Raw genomic sequence first — 1,550 nt, 5'->3', positions numbered from 1 at the left:
ATTTGCATTGTTTTAAAAGGGGTTTTTATGGTGAATTTATTCCGGACAGTAGTGCCTGTGGGGGAGGGGCGGAGGGCACCCATGAATAAAGGCAAAAACCTTTTTCATGGGTGCCGGGGGGTGGGGTTCATCGTCGCTACCCCGATACCGAACAGTCCCCAAACTGCCCAAAAGCGGTGAGGCATAAAAACACCACATGGCGACAACAACAAAACCTATTACAAACAAACATCAACCGCCCGCCGCAACCCGTTGTCACCAACAGCCACAAGCGGGCGACAAGCGCAGTTTAACCAGCGCCAGATAATCGGTCAACCAATTATTGACATTGGTCGAGAAGAAAGGCAAGATAGCTTCATCACCATTTCATCACCTTGAATCCTCATATCTTAACGGAGCTTCACATGAAAAACCTCAAAAAAGCACTACTGGCGGCCGCCGTCGCCACCCTGGCGCTGGGCGCACAAGCCGCCGTCACCCTCAAACTGAGCCATAACCAAAGCAAGGACATCCCCGTCCACAAAGCGATGCAGGCCTTTGCCGACAAAGTGAAGGAATACACCAACGGCGAAGTCAAAATCCGCATCTACCCCAACGCCCAGCTCGGCACCCAGCGCGAATCCGTTGAGCTCGTGCAAAGCGGCGGCCTCGCGCTGGCAAAAAGCAACGCCGCCGAGCTCGAAGCCTTCGAGCCGCTCTACGCCGTCTTCAACCTGCCCTACATCTTCAAGGACGAAGCGCACTACTACGACGTCCTCACCAGCGACATCGGCGAAGAAATCCTGAACGCCTCCAAAGACAAAGGCTTCATCGGCATCACCTACTACGACGCGGGCAGCCGCTCCTTCTACGCGGGCAAAGCCATCAAAACCCCGGACGACCTCAAAGGCATGAAAATCCGCGTCCAGCCCAGCCCGAGCGCCGTCAAAATGGTCGAACTGCTCGGCGCCAACCCGACGCCCATCGCCTTTGGCGAACTCTACACCGCGCTGCAACAAGGCGTGGTGGATGGCGCGGAAAACAACGAATCCGCACTGGTTGACAACCGCCACGGCGAAGTCAGCAAATATTACAGCTACGACCGCCACACCATGATTCCGGACGTCCTCGTCATGAGCACCAAAGACTGGGACAAACTCACCCCGGAACAACAACAAGCCATCAAAAAGGCCGGCCGTGAATCCATGATGCTGCAAAAACAACTGTGGGCGGACAACACCGAAAAAGTCATCAAAGAAGCCAAAGAAAAACTGGGTGTAACCTTCGTCGAAGACGTGGACACCGCCGCATTTGCCGCCAAAGTCCTGCCGATGCACGACGAAGCCGCCAAAGCCTCACCGCAGGCCGCCGACCTCATCAAGCGCATCAAAGAAAAAGCGCCGAAATAAGCGGATACAACGCAGGGTGGGGCTTGCCCCACCGCGCCCGTTCTCCATTTACGGCGAATTGTCAAACCAAGTGCAACACCTCATCAAAATACACTTCATAAGGTGTTCTCCACTGCAAACATTTGCGCGGGCGGTTGTTCAACGCCAGCACAGCTTTCTCGA

The 1,550-nt window shown here is 55.0% G+C and carries 1 protein-coding gene; it reads left to right on the top strand.

The genetic code is table 11. The annotated features are described in order from the left end of the window. Window positions 1-404 precede the first annotated feature (404 nt). Window positions 405-1,388, top strand: a complete 984-nt coding sequence (locus tag Q0349_RS05080) for a TRAP transporter substrate-binding protein (RefSeq protein ID WP_298079797.1) — start codon at window positions 405-407, stop codon at window positions 1,386-1,388. Window positions 1,389-1,550: the final 162 nt, after the last annotated feature.

The organism is uncultured Cardiobacterium sp. (assembly GCF_938028185.1).
Lineage (GTDB): Bacteria > Pseudomonadota > Gammaproteobacteria > Cardiobacteriales > Cardiobacteriaceae > Cardiobacterium.
The sequence above is the reverse complement of the archived record's forward strand: the minus strand, read 5'-3'. Positions and strand labels throughout refer to the sequence as shown.